At 70.5% G+C, this 15906-nt stretch carries 11 protein-coding genes and 3 pseudogenes; 5 read left to right on the forward strand and 9 right to left on the reverse strand.

Going from position 1 to position 15906, the window contains the following annotated elements; translation table 11 throughout:
- Window positions 1-71 precede the first annotated feature (71 nt).
- Window positions 72-402, forward strand: a pseudogene (locus IE294_RS48385) (transposase); the annotation flags it as partial.
- Window positions 403-496: 94 nt separating this feature from the next.
- Here IE294_RS48385 and IE294_RS41645 read toward each other — a convergent pair.
- Window positions 497-1384, reverse strand: a complete 888-nt coding sequence (locus IE294_RS41645) for a class I SAM-dependent methyltransferase (RefSeq protein WP_189894580.1) — start codon at window positions 1382-1384, stop codon at window positions 497-499.
- Window positions 1385-1547: 163 nt separating this feature from the next.
- The gene (locus IE294_RS41650; RefSeq protein WP_229917923.1) at window positions 1548-2411 is read right to left on the reverse strand and encodes an SDR family NAD(P)-dependent oxidoreductase; all 864 of its coding nucleotides are present in this window, start codon (window positions 2409-2411) and stop codon (window positions 1548-1550) included.
- A 169-nt stretch (window positions 2412-2580) separates the two neighbouring features.
- Between IE294_RS41650 and IE294_RS41655 the strand changes: the two genes are divergently transcribed.
- Window positions 2581-4167 carry a GMC family oxidoreductase gene (locus IE294_RS41655; protein WP_189894581.1) on the forward strand — a complete coding sequence of 529 codons (1587 nt, stop codon included), beginning with the start codon at window positions 2581-2583 and terminating at the stop codon, window positions 4165-4167.
- A 601-nt stretch (window positions 4168-4768) separates the two neighbouring features.
- On the opposite strand, the gene IE294_RS41660 is transcribed toward IE294_RS41655, so the two are convergent.
- Complete coding sequence (locus IE294_RS41660; RefSeq protein ID WP_189894582.1) at window positions 4769-5821, reverse strand: aldo/keto reductase; 1053 nt, start codon at window positions 5819-5821, stop codon at window positions 4769-4771.
- Between the two features lie 914 nt (window positions 5822-6735).
- Between IE294_RS41660 and IE294_RS41665 the strand changes: the two genes are divergently transcribed.
- Window positions 6736-6966 carry a hypothetical protein gene (locus tag IE294_RS41665; RefSeq protein ID WP_189894583.1) on the forward strand — a complete coding sequence of 77 codons (231 nt, stop codon included), beginning with the start codon at window positions 6736-6738 and terminating at the stop codon, window positions 6964-6966.
- 109 nt (window positions 6967-7075) lie between these two features.
- Here the strand turns inward: IE294_RS41665 and IE294_RS41670 are convergent, their stop codons facing one another.
- From IE294_RS41670 to IE294_RS41685, 4 genes and pseudogenes are all read right to left on the reverse strand, one after another.
- Window positions 7076-8566 (reverse strand): MFS transporter, encoded by a 1491-nt coding sequence (locus IE294_RS41670; protein ID WP_189894584.1) that lies wholly within the window; start codon window positions 8564-8566, stop codon window positions 7076-7078.
- A 94-nt stretch (window positions 8567-8660) separates the two neighbouring features.
- The gene (locus IE294_RS41675) at window positions 8661-9737 is read right to left on the reverse strand and encodes an LLM class flavin-dependent oxidoreductase (RefSeq protein WP_189894585.1); all 1077 of its coding nucleotides are present in this window, start codon (window positions 9735-9737) and stop codon (window positions 8661-8663) included.
- Between the two features lie 74 nt (window positions 9738-9811).
- Window positions 9812-10223, reverse strand: a pseudogene (locus IE294_RS41680) (IS110 family transposase); the annotation flags it as partial.
- A 190-nt stretch (window positions 10224-10413) separates the two neighbouring features.
- Entirely contained in the window at window positions 10414-10557 is a 144-nt protein-coding gene (locus IE294_RS41685; RefSeq protein WP_189894586.1) for a hypothetical protein, read from the reverse strand.
- A gap of 1057 nt (window positions 10558-11614) precedes the next feature.
- On the opposite strand from IE294_RS41685, the gene IE294_RS41690 reads away from it, so the two are divergent.
- Entirely contained in the window at window positions 11615-13855 is a 2241-nt protein-coding gene (locus IE294_RS41690) for an FUSC family protein (protein WP_189894587.1), read from the forward strand.
- A 94-nt stretch (window positions 13856-13949) separates the two neighbouring features.
- Here IE294_RS41690 and IE294_RS41695 read toward each other — a convergent pair whose 3' ends face one another.
- A complete protein-coding gene (locus IE294_RS41695) occupies window positions 13950-14393 on the reverse strand; it encodes an SbtR family transcriptional regulator (RefSeq protein WP_189894593.1) in 444 nt (147 codons plus the stop codon).
- Window positions 14342-15042 (reverse strand): annotated as a pseudogene (locus tag IE294_RS41700) (transposase); the annotation flags it as partial. The gene IE294_RS41695 and the pseudogene IE294_RS41700, both read right to left, overlap by 52 nt.
- Before the next feature lie 608 nt (window positions 15043-15650).
- Between IE294_RS41700 and IE294_RS41705 the strand changes: the two are divergent.
- Window positions 15651-15906: leucine zipper domain-containing protein (locus IE294_RS41705; protein WP_189894562.1), on the forward strand; the 256-nt coding region annotated here is incomplete at its 3' end.

Genomic DNA, 15906 nt, shown 5'->3' on the forward strand with positions numbered 1-15906 from the left:
GTGCCGGCCGAGCCGGAGCTCACGGGCCCGTCGCCGGTCGACCGGGGCCGGGCCTGCTCCACCGAGCTTGCCGGCTCCTGCCCCTGCTGGACGCAGTCCCGCCCATCCGTGGCAGAGTCGGCCGACCGCGCCGTAGAGCGGTCACGCTCTACGCTGATCGCGGCTGTGACCACGGCTGCTACCGCGAGGAGGTCCGCGCCCGCGGCATCGTGCCGGCCATCGCACGGCGGCATCGGGCACGGCTCCGGGCCCGGCGTCCACCAGTGGGTGGTCGAGCGGACCTTTGCCCGGCTCCACGGCTTCCGCCGACCGCGCGTGCGCTGGGAACGACGCGCAGACATCCACGAAGCGTTCCTCGGACTCGCCTGCTGCCTGATCACCCGCCGGCGACTCAGGTCATGGTGTGAGCCGTTGTCAGGACGTGCGAGGTCGGCCCGCCCCCTTGCGGTTGCCTCGAAGCCCCGCGCAGCGGGCCGGCAGGGCGACCGGGCAAGCGCTACCGGGAGGCGAAAACCCACCGGTTGTCGGCCAGAGCGTCGTCCGGAACCCGCGGCAGAGCGACACCGTGGCGCTCCGCGAAGTGGAACACGGTGTGGACGTCCGTGCTCCAGCCACGTGTCTCCAGGTCGGCGGCGGGGTCCGTGCGGGGTTCCGCGTTGAAAAGAGCGAGCAGGTTCATGTCGAGCCGCTCGCGCGCCGCGGCATAGATGGGGTAGTGCTGCTGCGTGTCCGGATCGATCCCGATCTTGGCCTCGAAGCCCAGCACACTGCCGGACGCACTGTGCGCGTCGATGACCGCGAGCACTTCCTGTTCCACGGCAGGCGCCAGATACGGCATCACACCTTCCGAGAGCCATGCCGTCGGGCGTGTCGGATCGAATCCGGCGGCGGTCAACGCGCCGATCCAGTCGTGCCGCAAGTCGGCGGTGACGGCGACCCGGGTGGCACGCGGCACGGCGCTCAGCCCGTCGAGGACCGACTGTTTGAGGGCGAGGACCTCGGGTTGGTCCACCTCGAAGACGGTGCAGCCCTCCGGCCAGGCCAGACGGTTGGCGCGGGTGTCGAGGCCCGCACCCAGCATGACCACTTGTCGACAGCCATCGGCCACCGTGTCGAGCACGAAGTCGTCGAAGGCCCGGGTGCGCAGAGCGAAGAAGCGGGCCAGCCTGCCCCACAGTGGATCCGCGTCGCCGCCCGGTACTTCGTCGTAGCGCCGTGGCCAGTCAACACAGCCGGGTGCCGCACGGAGGAAGTACTCGGCGTACTCGTCCCTGGAGAGCGCGTCGGGGCGGGACGTCTCAATGGCCCGCGCGGCGGCGACCAGAAAGGCTGTCAGTCCGACGCCCATGACGTCGGGGGTGGATGTCGAGCTCGTCTCGGTCATCTCACATCTCCTATGCTGCCTTGGGGGCCTCTCAGGCCCTCGCCTTTGACACGTCCTGGACGGGTCGGGAGTTCACACACATGTGTCCACCTCCATGCCTGTCGAACGCATGGCCTGGGGGTGGTGCCGCGTCGGGCAGCGGCCGGGCTCGCCGATGTGTACCTCAGTAGTAGATCGGCCCTTTCAGCCCGCCGCTGGTGATGACCGAATCACCGTTGATGGCCACGCTGAGCGGGCTCGCCAGGAAGGCGATGACAGCCGCCACTTCGTGAGGCTCCACGACTCTCTGGATGGAGACGGTCGCGGCGACCTGCTGCTCCAGCTCCGCCCGCTCGCACCCCATGGCTTCGGCCCTGCGGCCGAGGTTGCCGAGCCATGTGTCGGTCCGGGTGGCCGCGGGCTGCACCGGGACGACGTTGACTCCGGACGGCCCGAGTTCGTCCGCCAGGTTCTTCGACAGGGCCACCACGGCGGCGTTGCGGATCGAACCGGTCACCGACCCGGCCTGCCGCGCCGCCAGTCCACTGATGTTGATGATCCTGCCCCAGCCGCGTTCCGCCATCTCCGGGGCGAAGGCGCGGGCGCAGCGGAGGTATCCCCGGACCTTGACGTTGATCTCGGCTTCCAGATCGTCCTCGGGAATGAACCCGGGGTTGGTCACAGCGGCGTTGTTCACCAGGATGTCCACACCACCGAACCGGTCCTTCACGACGCCGGCCATCTCGGCCACCGATGCGTCGTCGCCCGTGTCGGCCACGACGCCGATGACGTCGGCTCCGGTCTCCGCACGGAGGACCTTCGCCTGCTCCTCGACGGCAGAGGCGGTTCTGGCGACCAGCGCGACGGACGCGCCCTCCGCTGCAAGTGCCCGCCCCGCAGCGAAACCGATGCCACGGCTGCCGCCGGTGATGACGGCTCGCTTACCCGTAAGTTGCAGATCCACTTCGCCTCGTTTCTGTCGGGCACAGACATGTGTCGAGTTCACAGACATGTGCGGAACGGTGTGGGTGGCGCCGTCGTTCGCCACCTCACCTGAGAGTACCCACTGCCATGACCGTCGGAGGCGAGGATGTGTGCCCGCCCGCAGCGCTGCGTCTCCCTCGCCATGAATCAACGGTATCAATTCTACAGATCATTGATTCTGAAGGTGTTATCTTTTTACACGTATCTCGCATACGTATCTGAGGAGCCGAGCCATGGACAGTCGACACACCCCCCAGACGACACCCTCCGTTGACCCGGAGCGGGCCGGGGACCAGGTCTACGACATCGTCCTGGTCGGAGGCGGCTCGGCCGGCTGTGCGCTCGCCGCCCGGCTCACCGAGGACGCCGGCGTGCGTGTCCTGCTGCTGGAGGCGGGGACGGCCGCCGAGGACCTGCCGCAGACCGTGGGGTACCCGCCGGCCTGGCCCGTCCTGGCCGGGACGGAGGCCAACTGGGGCGACACGACCGTCCCGCAGGACAGCGGCTCCTCCCCCGGCGGCCCCGGCCCCAGCATCATGCTGCCGCGCGGCCGAGGCATCGGCGGTTCCTCCGCGATCAACGCCATGGTCTTCGCCCGCGGCCACCGCACCGGCTACGACAACTGGGGCAGCCACGGCGCCAAGGGCTGGTCCTTCGACGACCTGCTGCCCTACTTCCGGCACAGCGAGACCGCCCTCAGCGGCGCCCCCGGCCGCGGCACGGAGGGTCCGCTCGTCGTCGGCCCGATGACCGAGCCCAACGAGGTGCTGCTCGCCTGCCTCGATGGCGCCGTCGAAACCGGGCAGCGCCGGGCGCACGACATCAGCGGCGGCCTGGAGGAGGGCTTCGCCCCGGTCGACCTGAACATCGTCGGCGGCCGGCGGCAGAGCGCTGCCGACGCCTACCTCCTGCCGGTGCTGCACCGTCCCAACCTCGATGTCGTCACCGGCGCCCTCGCGCACCGGCTGCTCTTCGAGGGCGAGCGCTGCGTCGGCGTGGAGTACGGCGTCCAGGGCCAGGTGCACAGCGTGCGGGCCGCCCGTGAGGTGGTCCTGACGGCCGGCTCCATCGGCAGCCCGCAGATCCTGCTGCGCTCCGGGATCGGTCCCGAGCGTGAGCTGCGCGAGGCCGGTGTGGACCTCTTCCACTCGCTGCCCGGTGTCGGCCGGAACCTGCACGACCACCCGCTGGTCAACCTGGTCCACCGCACCCGCCGTACGGTGCCGCCGGCCGCCGGCAACCACGGCGAGATCATCGGCCTGGTGCGCAGCGCTCCCGAGTTGCTCGGTCCGGACCTCCAGATCCTCCTCGTCGACGTGCCGTTCCCGAACCCGGTGGCCGAGGTGGACAACGGCTTCACCATCGGCGTCTCCCCCATGCTCCCGTTCAGCCGCGGCACGCTGCGGATCACCTCGGCGGACCCGTACGCGGCTCCGGTGCTCGACCCGGGCTACTTCACGGACGAGCGGGACGTGAAGGCCGTGCTGTCCGGTATCGCGACGGCACGCGAGATCGCCCGTTCCTCGGCGCTGGCGCCCTGGGGGGTGGAGGAGGTCGCCCCCGGTCCGGACGTCACCGACCAGGAGGCGCTGGCCCGGTACACGCGCACGGTCTACCAGTCCTACTGCCACCCCGTCGGCACCTGCGCGCTGGGCGAGGACGAGGTCTCCGTGGTCGACTCCGAGCTGCGGGTGCGCGGCCTCGACGGGCTGCGGATCGCCGACGGCTCGGTCATCCCCTCGATCCCGTCCAGCAACACCAACGCCACCGTGTACGCCATCGCCGAGCGCGCCGCCGCACTGATCGGCAACGCATCCTGACGTCGGCGCCGGCGCCGACGAGGGGCGCGTGACCGGCACGGAGGTCGGGCCGGGTTCGGCAGCCCGCTGCCGACGACGTACAGGGTGCGGCCGAGCCGTTCGGCGAACTCCGCCGTGGTATCGGCGAGTTAGGAATGGAGCCGGCCTGAGCGAGCGCCTCCTGAGAGGTGACCTGGCCGGGCCGGGCCCGGCCAGGTCACCTCTCAGGAGATCCGTCGGCGCGTCCGGCAGCCGGACGTGAGCGAGATCGAAGTCGCGCGCCGACGCGGCGGAGACGTTCCGTTCGAGTGACTGGCGGTGTCTCCATGGGGGGGCCGGCCCAGCCGGTGCGCATGCCGCAGGGTTCGACGACGGTGACCTTGTTGCCGAGGGGAACAACCTCCTGGGCGGGGACCTCGGAGGAGCCGCCTGCGGCCCCCTCGGCGGCAGCGGCGTCGGTCACGTCCAGGGCGACGACGCGGACCCGGTCGCCGTACTGCTCGGTGAGGCAGCTCGGCGACCCGGTGCGCCGGGCTGTGGCGACGACGTCGTGGCCGTCCGCCGGTACGGTCTCGGTGAGGGTGCGTGCCAGGCCGCGGGAACTGCCGGTGATCAGCCGGTCTCAGGCGCCGGTGGCGCGGGGTGTCGTGTGGAGGTTCCCGTACCGGTCGCCCCTGACCCGCGCGGGGTCGAAGAGGGCGTCCAGGCGGGCGACGTCGTCGGCGCTGAGGCGCACGGAGGTGGCCGCGAGGTTGGCGCGGACGTTGGCCGGGCGCCGGGTGCCGGGGATCGGGACGATGTCGTGGTGCCGGGCCAGCAGCCAGGCCAGGGCGATCTGGCCGGGGGTGTCGCCGGTGCTCGCGGCGAACCGCTCCAGGCCGTCCACGAGCCGCCGGTTGTGGTCGAGGTTCTCGCCCTGGAACTTTGGCAGCGTGGAGCGGAAGTCGTCCGAGCCGAAGGTGGCGTCCCGGCCGATGGCTCCGGTGAGCATGCCGCGGCCCAGTGGGCTGTAGGGCACGAGGGTGACGCCGAGGCGGCGGCACTCCGGCAGCACCTCGGCCTCGACGCCCCGCTCCCACAGCGAGTACTCGCTCTGGAGGGCGGCGACGGGGTGGACCGCGTGGGCGCGCCGCAGGATCTCGGGGTCGGCCTCGCTCAGGCCGATCGCCCGGACCTTGCCTTCGGCGACCAGGCCCGCCATGGCACCGACGGTGTCCTCGACGGGCACGGACGGGTCGAGCCGGTGGTAGTAGTACAGGTCGATCCGGTCGGTGCCGAGCCGCCTCAGGCTGGCTTCGCATGCGGCCCTGACGTACTCGGGACGACCGTCGAAGAAGCTGCCGCCCCCGAGGGCGGGGCGCGCGGAGAACTTGGTGGCGACCACGGCCCGGTCCCGGCGTCCCCGCAGGGCGCGCCCCAGAAGCTCCTCGTTGTGCCCGAAGCCTGCCACCGGGCGGCCGGGGACCGCGCTGCCGGCGCCGTAGTAGTCCGAGGTGTCCAGCAGTTCCACACCCGTTTCGAGCGCGTCGCGGATGAGGGCGACTGAGGCGTCCGGGTCGACGGCACCGTAGAACTGCGACAGTCCCATCAGGCCGAGCCCCACGGGGCGGACCGAGATACCGGAGCCGCCCAGCGGGGTGCGGGCCGGCGATGCGGGTGCGGTGGTGTCGGTCATGGGCCTGGGCCGCCTTGTCTCACGGAGCCCCTACTCAAGAGGCCATTGGAACCTTACTTCTCTGTCCACCATAAAGGCCACTGGCCTCTTGTCGAACTCCCGAGGTCCGCGAGTGACAGGTGTCACGTGTGCCGGACGCACGTCGTCAGGGCTTCGGCTGGGTGTAGTGCAAAGGTTCTTCGACATGTGTGGGTCTCCTGATCCGGTGTGGAGAACGTTCCCGCACGCCGACACGGCGGCTGGACGGCCCACGCGCTGGGGAATCGGTCCAAACGGGCGGGCCGCCCCCATCGCGGGGGCCAGCGGCCTCCCGCGTCCCAGCAGGCTGGACGAAGGACGGCGACGCCGTCGAGGCGACGGTTCGGGACAGGTCCCGCTCGACCGACGCGCTGGGACGGAGGTGCAGTCGAACACCTGCGATACCGGCCTCGCGCAGGGAATGGGCCGGCGCCGCCGACGGCACCGGGCGGGCCCTCGGTGACTGCGTGGGAGTCGCGGACAACGGCACAGCCAGCGGTACGGCGGTCACGCTCCAGGTGTGCGACGGGAGCGACAGAGGCAACGGGCACAAGGGGACGACGGGCGCCGATGGCAGCCTCGTCCACACTTGGATGTGCGACGGCTCCGCGCGGCAGGAGTGGAGCCTGCCCGCGTCCGCCTGACACATATTCCGGTGGCCGGTTTCCACTCTCACCCCAACATGCTTGAAGGTGCAACAATCCTGTCGGCCGGCCGCACACCATCGAACCGTTGTGCCGACGTCTCCCCGGCGTCGGCACACACGAGAAAGGGTGGGTGGGTCGTATGTTCTCCCCCGAGGCGAAGCTCCGCACCGCAGCCGCCGTCGCGACAGCCGCCGCCCTGGTCGGCGTCGGCGCCGGAACGGCGAGCGCGTCGGACCGGCCCCCCGCGAAGTGGGCGGTCACCTCTACACGGGCTACCACAAATCGGGCAACGAGATCGTGGTCGACCTCCCCGACTTCGGCACGTGCCACGCCCTGTCGGAGCCGATCAACTCCGTGGTGATCGTCAGCGAGACGGCGAACCTCGACACGTACACCGGGGCCTTCGCGTACGGCGGACTGCGTCAGACCGATGTCACCCCACCGCAGCCGAGCTTCCGGGTGACGCCCCTCACCGGCTGACCGGCGCGGCCGGCACCTCCCGGCCGTGCCCCCGGTGAGGAGGGGGTGCCCCGACGGCACCCGGGTCGGCCGGTCCGCGCGGACCGGCCGACCCGTTACGGAAGGGGTGTCATCGTCCCGCGGAGCGTCGTGCGAGATGGGCGAAGCCAGCCGCCGCGGCACAGACCAGGGCCACGACGAATCCGACGTCCGCCAGCGCGTGCCCGGAGGCGGCGGCCGACACGGGCGGGGCGACCCGGCTCAGGTACAGGGTGCCGATCACGGCGATGCCCAGCACCTGCCCGATCTGGATCACCGTGTTCATCAGCCCGCTGGCGTCCGCCGCGTCGGCGGGGGCGACCCGGCTGAGGGCCAGGCCGAAGAGCGGGCCGTACGCAGCGCCGAGCGCGAGGCCGGTGACGCCGAGGGCGGTCTCCACGGCCACGCCGGCCTGCCCCCCGCCGCGTTCCAGCAAGGCCAGGACGGCGAATCCGGCGGCGGAGACCAGCAGCGCGGCCACCGGCAGCGCCGCGTGCAGCCGCTCCGGCAGCCGCCGCCAGTACAGGCCGCCCAGGCCGAAGCCGGTGACCAGCGGCACGAAGAGCAGTCCCGCGTGCTGCGGGCTGTAGCCCAGCGCACCCTGGAGGTGCAGCGCGCAGGCGAACAGGAAGCCGGAGAAGACGACCAGCGTCAGCAGGATGGCCGACGCGCCGTGCGCGAGGCCCGCGGAGCGCAGGACCCGCGTCTCGATCAGCGGGTCGCCGCCCGCGGCGGTCACCCGGCGTTCGACGGCCACGAAGACGGCCAAGATGACCACGGACGCGGCCAGGGTGATCCAGGTCCACGGCCGCCAGCCCGCCTCGTGTCCCAGCACCAGCGGCACGACGAGCAGGCCGAGCGCGGCGGCGAGCAACAGCAGGCCGGGCAGGTCCGTGCGCCGGCCCTGTACCCCGGGCACGTGGGGCAGGACGCGCCGCGACGCGGCAAGGGCGACCGCGCCGATGGGAACGTTGACCAGGAAGACCGCCCGCCATCCGCTGCCGAAGAGGTCGGCGCTGACCAGGACGCCGCCGAGGATCTGGCCGACGACGGCGCCGGCGGCGAGGACGGCGGTGTAGACGCTGAGCGCTCTCGTCCGGGCCGGGCCGGTGAGCGTGTGCTGGATCAGTGACATGACCTGCGGCACCAGCAGGGCCGCTCCCGCCCCTTGCAGGAGGCGGAAGACGATCAGCGCGCCGGTGGTCGGCGCCAGGCCGCAGGCGAGGGAGGACGCCGTGAACAGGATCAGGCCGAGCCTGAACAGGCGGCTGTAACCATGCCGGCCGCCCAGCCTGGCACTGGTGATCAGCAGGATCGCGTAGACGACGGTATATCCGGCGATGACCACCTGGAGAGCCGCTCCGGAGGCGTGCAGATCGCTCTGGATGGTGTGCGCGGCGACGTTGACGATGGAGACGTCCATCGTCGCCATGAACTGTGCGGTCAGGACGAGGAGCAGCAGCAGGCGGTGGCCGGAACCGGCCGGCCGGGGCTGCCGTCGGCCCGCCCGGCCGGGAGCAGCTCCGCCCGCGGACGAGGTGGTGTCCTGGACGGGGCCAGAGGCGGGTGCCGGTGTGGTCATGGCGTTCTCCCGACGTACGTTCAGTGGGCTGACTGTGTGCTTTCGAAGGCCGCGGCGCGCCTCTGCGACCGCTGCCGCCGGTGACCGTGCGCCGTCACCGGGTGGGGCCCGGCTTGCCGTCCAGGGCGAACTCGTCCGCCACCAGCACCAGCGAGCGCAGGCGGGCCGGGAAGTCGTGGATCATCGAGGTGACCATCAACTCGTCCGCTCCCGTACTCGCGTGCAGCTCCGTCAGACCGGCGCGCACCTGGTCCGGCGTGCCGCGGACGACGGTCGCCAGCAGGAGGTCGGCGAACCGGCGCTCCTCCTCGGTGTAGGGGTAGGCCGCCGCCGCCTCGGGGGTGGGCAGCGCGGTCTGCGTGCCCTTCCGGCCGAGGGTCAGCATCAGGGCGCCGGACCGGGCCAGCGCGAGCGCCTCGGCCTCGGTCTCGGCGCAGACGACGTTGGCCGAGACCATCACGTACGGCTCACGCAGCGTCTTCGAGGGGCGGAACTCGGCGCGGTAGATCTCGATCGCCGCGGGGACCTGGGCCGCGTTGATGTGGTACGCCGCCGCGAACGGCAGTCCGAGCCGCGCGGCCACCCTGGCTCCCGTCGTCCCGGATCCGAGCATCCACACCGGCAGGTCGGGCGCGGAGGGCACCACGTACACCTGGTCGCGGTGGTAGGGGTGATCGTCGGGGAATCCGGCTCCCAGGAAGCCCAGGACCTCCTCCACCTGCTGCTCGAACTCCTCCGGTCCGGGGTCCTCGGCCGGCCGGCGCAGCGCCCGGGAGATCGAGTCCAGGCCGCCGGGCTTGCGGCCCATGCCGAGGTCGAAGCGCCCGGGATGCAGGGCCTCCAGGACACCGAACTGCTCGGCCACCACGAGGGGCGCGTGATTGGACAGCATGACCCCGCCCGACCCGAGCCGTATCCGGCTGGTCAGCCCGGCGAGGTGGGCGAGCAGCACCGCCGGGGCGGGGCTCGCCGACGCCGGGAAGCTGTGGTGCTCCGCGACCCAGAACCGCCGGTAGCCTCGGCGCTCGGCCTCCTGTGCGAGGGCGGAGGTCTGTGCCAGCGCCACGGCGGCGCTGACGCCCTCTCCCACCACCGACAGGTCGAGCACCGAGAGGGGGACCGGGGCGCCGGCGCCCGTCCCGGAATCGATGGACGTCGCTGTCTCTTCCATGTGCCACTTCCCGGATTCGAATGTAACCGGACCCATGAGTCCGTTTGCACTCAAGATTAAACGGACTCACGGGTCCGGTCAAGTTTCCGGTGTAGGCCGCGCATCCGGTTGCCGGTGCGGGTGGCCTCGGCGGCGAGGTCCTGGTCGAAGCCGGTCAGGACGGTGAGTTCGGCGGTGATCTCGTCGGTCAGCTCCAGCGACCGCAGGGTGTGGGGCATCGTCCGGGCCGCGTCCGCGATCACCGCGGCGTCCTTCGCGTCGGTTTCCGCCTCTCCCGGGTAGAGGCCGGCGATCCGCCGCATCGCCAGTCCCGGCAGGTAGGCGACCTCGCAGCCCGCGTCGCGGGCGACCGTCAGGGGCAGGGCCCCGATAGGGCGCGGGCTGGTCCACGATCACCAGGACGGTGCCGAACTCGGCCTTGAGCTTGTCGAAGACGGCCCGCAGCTTCGGCTCACCCAGGTCGGCTTGTAGGCCGCGAACACACAGCCGGGGTTGGTGGCGGCGCTGGTGCCGATGGACCCGTTCATCGTGGAGCACGGCACCATCGGCATGCCGGGACCACTCACCATGACCCCGACGTTCACGTGCTCCCCGGAGTGCACCACCGCCGCCCCTGCGTGGGATGGCTGCGCCGCCTGTCCACTCGTGGTTGAAGGTGGCGTACGCGGCGTGGATGTCACCCTTCGGCTGCCACGTACTTGACTTGGTCCTTTGGGTTGCCGTTGGCGTCGGTGGTGTAGACCTTGAAGGTCCGGTTTGCGGTGTCGCCGTCGGTGACGGTGTGGGACAAGGTGGGAGCCGTGCGGTTGACCTGCCACACCCGTTCGCATCCTTGGTGCCCGGTGCAGCCTTGAGGTTGTTCCCCGACTCGGGTCGGTGGTCGTTGGCTCTAGTCAGGGTTTCTGGACCTGCCGCAGGACGGGAGGCCGGAGAATACTCCCACTTGGGCATTTCGCCGTTGCTCCGGCCGCCGGGCCCATGTGTGTTTCCCTCTTGAGCAGGGCGGCGGTGGTCGGATGTCGCGCCGACCGATGTCTATGAGGGGTGCCAGGCCCTGGTCAAGGCCGTGAACTGGGGTGATTCGGCTGTACGTCAGGTACCGGACGTGACCCTTGGCACGTTGAGCGCCGCTCTCGCCATAGTTCCGACAAACCTGGAGACCCTCCGGGTAGCCAAGAAATGCTCGGAACCTCCTCGCCGGCGGCATCGATCCGCAGAACGCGATGCTCAAGCCCCAACGCAAGCCCCAACGCATCTTGTCGGCCACCCAGCCGGTGACGTACTCGCGGCGGTAACCGGCGGCCGGCGGCAGCCAGATGCTACGTGCTCGCTTACGACCGTTCAGCACGGACAGGGCCTGCCCGGCCGCCGGGACGGACGCTCGGCCCTGGGCCTCCTGGAGCCGTACGACGCCCCCTGGCGTCTCCCGTCCGACAGATACCTGCCCTTCGAAAGCAGCCTTCCCCTGGGGCCTGAGCAGCATCTGATCCAGACATGAGATGACTTTTTGCGTCAAGTGACTGATGTGCGGTTTCCCTGAGTGAGGCAGCGTGAGACTGACCGTGTCCGCCACGGCAAGTGGTCATAGGCCGGACAAGGAAAGGACCTGACGTGATCTCGGTCGAGAAGCGCTCGCTGGAAGCAGCGATCCGGCACTCCCTCGGGGGGCGGGCCGGTACCAGTGTCGCGCGAACACCGCCGTCGTACGGGACGGACCAGCGTGGGCAAGGGCGTGGACCAGGCATTCGCAACCGGTCCCCTCGCCACGGCGCGGGGGCTCCTGGCCGGTGCGGACCTGCTGCCGGCCCGCCCGTCGGTGCCGACGGCCTGGGCCGGAACACGCGAGGTTGCCGACAGGTGTCCGGAAGGAATGGAACATGTCGTCGATGCGCCGGCTGCTGACCGAGGCATGGGACCGGACGGTGGCGTCCGATCCCGGGCTGCACCGCGCCCACCAAGCACTGTCCGCGGGTGTCGTGATCTCCACGACCATCGGTGTCGAGTATCTCTACAGCCGGATCATCGGGGCCGGGTCCCACGCCACGTTGATCGCCCTGCTGCTCGGCACCGTCGTGGCTTTCACCGGGTGGACGGCTCTCGGGGAACCCCGCGCGTGGATCAAGGTGCGCACGGCAGCCTTCTTCCCCCTCGCGATCCTGGCCGGCATGCTTCCGAGTGCCGCCGTCGGCGGACACACCGACGCCACACTCGTCGTTCTGGTCGCCCTGCTGTTCCTGTCCGTCTTCATACGGCGCTTCGGAGCGCCGTTCTTCTTCTACGGCAACCTGATGTGGATCGGCTTCGTGTTCGCGGCGTTCCTCAAGCTGACGGTGTCGGAAATCCCGTCCCTGATCTTCGCCGTCGCGATCAGCTCGTCCTGGGCGCTGCTGCTGTCACTGACCTTGTTGCGCATCGAGCCCGCTCGTGTCCTCGGGCGCGTGCAGCGCGCTTTCGGGGCCCGTGCCCGTGCTGTGGCACGGGCCTGTGCCGACCTGCTGGAATCGGCGCCGGGTGAGGAGAGGAGCCTGATCAGGCTGCGGTCGCGGCAGTTGCGGCTGGCGGAGACGGCCCTGGTGATCGACGGCTGGTCCGCGACCGCGGACGCGCTGCCCCGGGGCTGGACGGCTGCCGCGCTGCGCCGGCGGACGCTGGAGGCGCATCTCGTCGTCGACGCACTGGCCGCAGCCGCCGTGTCGCTGCGTGCGGCCGGGGGGCAAGAGGCGCAGATCGCGGCGCGCATCGCCCGGCACCTGGCCTGGAACGAATACGCGGCGGCACGAGAACTGGCCGCGGAAGCGGGCGGATCCGCCCCGTCAACCACGGGAGACCGTTCGGATCTTTTGCGGCACTTCGCCGACACCGCCCGGGAATTCGCCGCCTTCGCGGCTTGGGACCGTACCCCGCCGCAGGTTGCGGACGTCCCGGACTTCTCCCCCACCGCCCCGCTGGTGTTCGGCGCACTGCCCGGGTCGTCCGCCGTGGCGCGGGGTGTCTCCGCCCGTGGCCACTGGTCCCGGCTGCGGGACCTGTCACAGACGAGCCGCCAGGCGGTGCAGGTCGCCGTCGCCGGAACGCTGGCCGTCGTCCTCGGCCGACTGCTCTCTCCGGACCACTACTACTGGGCGGTGGCCGCCGCGCTGCTGGCCTTCGCAGGGACGGCCACGAGCGCGGAGTCGGTCACGAAGGCCGGAAACGCCGTGGTGGGCACCCTCCTCGGTCTGTCCTCCGGTATCGGGTTGGCCGTGCTGACCGGCGGGCGTACGAGCGGGGTCCTCATCGTGATCGTCCTGAGCCTGACGTTCGGCCTGTACCTGTCCCAAGTCTCGTACGCCTTCACGGCCTTCTTCACCACGACGGCGGTGGTCCAGCTCTACAGTCTGCTCCACGAGTTGTCAGCGGACCTCCTGCTCCTTCGCCTGGCGGAGACGGCGCTGGGCGCGGCAATCGGCATCTTCGTGGCCCTGCTGGTCCTGCCGACCAACACACGCGACACCGTCCGAGCCGCCCGTGGCCGTTACTTCGAGGCGGTGGCCGGCCCGCTGCGCACCGTCGCCGAGGGCCCCCGTGACGGAGCGGCCGGCGATTCTGCCCCCGATCTCGACGCCCAGCTTCGCCTGCTCGACCTGCGCACCCAGCAACTGGCCTTGGTGGCAACCCCGTTGACGAGTCTGCTCGGTCTTCCGGTCATCCGGGGGAACGACCCGCGTCGCGGACGCTACCGCATGGCTCTGTACACGGATCTGAGTCTGCAGATCCGCATGGTGGCAGCGACCGTGTCACATGTAGCGGCGGACGGGCCCCGTGCCGAGCTGGTCCGAACAGCCGGGATCCTCGCTGATGCGGCCGAGGCTCTGGGCGCGGCGCCGCCACGTCCGGGCGAGCTGCCGGGCGAGGCGGACCGGCTGCTGGACGAGGCGGAAGACCGGTTGCGGTCCGTGCCGTTGCCCGAGCCGCCCGGCCCGGCCCACGAAGCGGTCCGTGCTCTCCTCGGTACGGAGCAGCTGCTGGGGCGGATCGCCGGATCGCCCGACGCCGGGGTCGCCCGGACACCCGGGTCTCCGTTCAGGTCGGCGGGTGGTCCCGTACGAACCGGCCCTGCCTCTCGTCAAGACCACTGACCCGGATCCTGCCCCGTGGCAACGTCGTCGCTGACAGCCATCCACAGGCACCGGACCGGCACATCGCACCCGGGGCCGTCCCCTCCGGACGGGTTCAGTGGGAGGGTGTTTCCGTGTCGGGATCGCGGTTGGCTCCGCTGATCCGGGCGAGTTCGTCGGCGCTGACGCCGGGCCTCTCGCTGGGGCGGGACATGGACGGCATGCCCGCCAGTTGGGTGTCCAGGTGTCGCTGCCAGGCGTGCGGAGCCGCCGAGCCGCTCGTGGTGATGCCGCGGATGGCCCACACCGTCGTCATGACATCGCCGAGCGTGATGTCCGGGCGGACCCGCCCGTGCTCATGTGTGTGGACCAGCTGTTCGGCCACCAGGCCGCGCAGTTGGTCGGCGTAGGTGGCCTTCGCGCGGCTGACGAGCCGGTCGCCGTAGCCGCGGTGCTCGCCGAGGGAAGTGCCCAGCGCCCGGAGAAACTCCTCAAGCCCGGTGGGGAGCCGAGGTGGAGATGGGCTCGTATCTCGTAGCGGATCCGCAGCCGTTTGCACTGATGAAGCCAGGCGAAAGTCCGCTCGACGACCCATCACGTTGTGCCAAGACCTGAGCCGTGTGGAACACCTCGCCGGGCAATCTTCGGCGTGATGCCGCGGGCCCGCAGGATGCGGCGGTACTCGTCGAAGTCGTAGCCGCGGTCGGCGAACAGTCGCCGGGGCGCCGGCGCCGCGGTCTCCCCCGGGTCCCACAATGCCGGGGATCGCGTCCAGTAGCGGCGTCAGCTGAGTGACGTCGGTGATCAGGTGGTGCTTGCTGCCCGGCCGAGCGCGGTCGACTGAACGAAGGTCCGGTGTGAGCCCCCTTTCAGCGCCCTGACATGCGAGGCGTCGATCGCGGCGTCGTCCATGTCCAGCAGACCGGCTCTGCGCAGTTCCGAGAGGAGGATCTCGTGCAGGCGGGGCCAGACGCCGGCCTCAGTCCAGTCCCGCAGGCGCCGCCAGCACGTCACCCCACCGCAGCCGATCGTCTCGGTCGCACATCCGCCCAGGTCACACCGGTGCGCAGGACATAGATGATCCCGCGCAGAGCCGCACGGTCATCCGCCGGCAACCGACCCGGATACCGCCGACGCCGCGGCGGGCGAGGTGGAAGCAGCGGGACGACACGATCCCACAGATCATCAGGCACAAGATCATCTGGCACCCGCAGAACTTTGCCGCCCGTCAGCCCAACTGCCAGGCCCCTGCACCGAACTCATTCTGAAATGATCAGTTAGCGCGAGGCGAACCCGCTTCTTGTTCCCGCCCGTTATCGGAACAGAACGTCAGCATCACACTTCGAACGCCGACTGCCCCACCGTCGGACGATCGGCGAGACAGGGACTCAATAGTGGCCACCGAGAAACAACTGCGCGGGCTCGTCTACATGTGTCTGTTCCCACTGCGCGTGATCGCAGGAATCTACTGGCTGCTCATCGGCTGGATGATTCACCGACCTTCCGGCGAAGAGCGCGAAGCACTGCACAACGCACGACGGGCGGCCACCGCTACCCCTGGTCCCGCCTCGAACTTCGCAGGGCACCGACCTGTCGACGGCGCCTCAAGAGTGGACCAAGAGCGACGATCATGTGAAGCCACCGTTCGTCCGGCCACTGCTGCCCGAGTCGCTGCGGGGGAGGAAGCGGTTGGACGACCGCACCGTGCTCGTTAGATGTATTGATCACGAGCGTTGTTGACGGCTGTCGGGCTTGATCATGGCGAAGACCTCCGGTGTGGTGGAGCTGTCTAGGACTGCACCGCACGGAGGTCTTCGTGTCCCACCGTAATGCCCGGCTGACCGTTCACGGCAGGCGGCTGCTGGTCGAGCGTGTCCGTTCCGGCCGCCCCGTCGCGCATGTTGCGGCCGAGATGGGTATCTCCCGCGCCACCGCCCACAAGTGGATCCGCCGCTGGCGGACGGAGGGCGAGGCAGGCCTGCACGACCGTTCCAGCCGACCCCTGACGACACCGCACCGCACCGCACCGACGGTGGAGGCCCAAGTGTGTCAGCAGCGGCAGATACGCAAAC

Source organism: Streptomyces canarius (assembly GCF_014650735.1).
GTDB lineage: Bacteria > Actinomycetota > Actinomycetes > Streptomycetales > Streptomycetaceae > Streptomyces > Streptomyces olivaceoviridis.

Bases quoted from the DNA above. Each gene is read 5' to 3' on its own strand.
- IE294_RS41645 (WP_189894580.1), bottom strand. From the start codon at position 1,384: ATGACCGAGACGAGCTCGACATCCACCCCCGACGTCATGGGCGTCGGA.
- IE294_RS41655 (WP_189894581.1), top strand. From the start codon at position 2,581: ATGGACAGTCGACACACCCCCCAGACGACACCCTCCGTTGACCCGGAG.
- IE294_RS41660 (WP_189894582.1), bottom strand. From the start codon at position 5,821: ATGACCGACACCACCGCACCCGCATCGCCGGCCCGCACCCCGCTGGGC.
- IE294_RS41670 (WP_189894584.1), bottom strand. From the start codon at position 8,566: ATGACCACACCGGCACCCGCCTCTGGCCCCGTCCAGGACACCACCTCG.
- IE294_RS41675 (WP_189894585.1), bottom strand. From the start codon at position 9,737: ATGGAAGAGACAGCGACGTCCATCGATTCCGGGACGGGCGCCGGCGCC.
- IE294_RS41690 (WP_189894587.1), top strand. From the start codon at position 11,615: ATGTCGTCGATGCGCCGGCTGCTGACCGAGGCATGGGACCGGACGGTG.